The sequence below is a fragment of the Bacillaceae bacterium S4-13-56 genome, from assembly GCA_040191315.1.
Lineage (GTDB): Bacteria > Bacillota > Bacilli > Bacillales > JAWJLM01 > JAWJLM01.
On sequence record JAWJLM010000140.1, the window covers coordinates 1 to 1,375 of the forward strand.

Genomic DNA, 1,375 nt, shown 5'->3' on the forward strand with positions numbered 1-1,375 from the left:
CCACTGTGACCTATACTGAGCTAGTTGGATAATCAGATAATTAATTAGACTAAGTATTGTATCTGGATATAGATAATGAACAACGTTATATTTTGCAGTATATCTTCTGTCGCCATATCCCTTTGTAATATACCCCATTGTTGAAATTACTCCACTTGAGTCATCTGAAAGAACTGCTTCATCAGTTACTTCCATCTCAACAAATCCTCCACCAGATACTTTTTTTGTTTTTGTAATTTTATTATATACATCTTTAGTATCAATGTTAACTTTTTCTTCAGACATTTCTTTCATTGCTTTTCCAATTTCTTTACTTAAGCTTTCCAAATATGCAGTTAATACTCCTGGATCAGTATTCTCGTAAAGATACATTCTTATTTCTTCATCGGACTTCGAAGCATCTTTAGAAAATGTTTCTAACGCACTCTCTAATTCTTTCATACTTGTAAATTCATAATCCTGTCCTTTCACTTGTGCACTAGCAGGATTCACTGATGATAACAATAAGGCCATAATCACTCCAATAACTAACATGGACTTCCTCATTTAATCATCTCCACTTATTACATTTAAACTATAACCCTACTCTATTAAATCGTAAACTTTTTTTACATTTAATACAATTTTAACAAGAAAGTATATTAACTCTGATCAATATACTATAGAGACAGCCTTAGTAATTAAAATGAAAGAAAAAAATTCAAATAATCTTGCTCCAAGAGGAAGAACCAATTTTTAAATCATCATCTTTTCATACATTCTCATCATCATGACGATAGCTTCTTCTCTTGTAATAGGATCGCTTAATCGACTTCCATCAGTGATTCCTATCTTTTTCGCTTGCTCTACTTTTTCCGCAAACTCTTTTTTATAATCCGGTTGCGCCACTATATGCAACTCCTTTATTTTCTTTTGTGTTGATGGACCTACTAAACCATCTTTTTTTAAGTTGTGATCGTTCTGGAATGCTTTTACTGCTTTATCCGTATTAGGCCCAAATTTTCCATCTATCGAGTCAGTGTAATATCCTAACTGTGAGAGATCATGCTGTAGATCAACAACCTAGTCTCCCTGGTCTCCAATGCACTGGAAAGGATTATCCAAATAAGGGATAGGATTAACGCTTTTGGACCTGGCACTATTCCAATCACCAAAGTGAAGTTCAAAATGTAGATGTTGTGCTGTGCTGTCTCCAGCATTTTAAGTCACAGTGACAACCCGAAATTTGGCGATAACTATATGTATATCTGTAACTATCATACGTAAATGGATTACTTAATTTCGACTTAGGTAAGGTGTTTTCCAATGAAGTCCGTTAATTTGTCCTTCCAAAAACTATATGCGGTGTAATTGTATCCATTTTTCATTACAATGT

General features: G+C 33.5%; 2 protein-coding genes and 1 pseudogene. All 3 read right to left on the reverse strand.

The features are described from left to right. Window positions 1-546 (reverse strand): hypothetical protein (locus RZN25_18150; protein ID MEQ6378728.1); only part of this gene is annotated, 546 nt, incomplete at its 3' end. Between the two features lie 189 nt (window positions 547-735). After that, window positions 736-888 carry a hypothetical protein gene (locus RZN25_18155; GenBank protein ID MEQ6378729.1) on the reverse strand — a complete coding sequence of 51 codons (153 nt, stop codon included), beginning with the start codon at window positions 886-888 and terminating at the stop codon, window positions 736-738. Window positions 889-918: 30 nt separating this feature from the next. Continuing rightward, window positions 919-1,050, reverse strand: a pseudogene (locus tag RZN25_18160) (peptidoglycan-binding domain-containing protein). Between the last annotated feature and the right edge of the window lie 325 nt (window positions 1,051-1,375).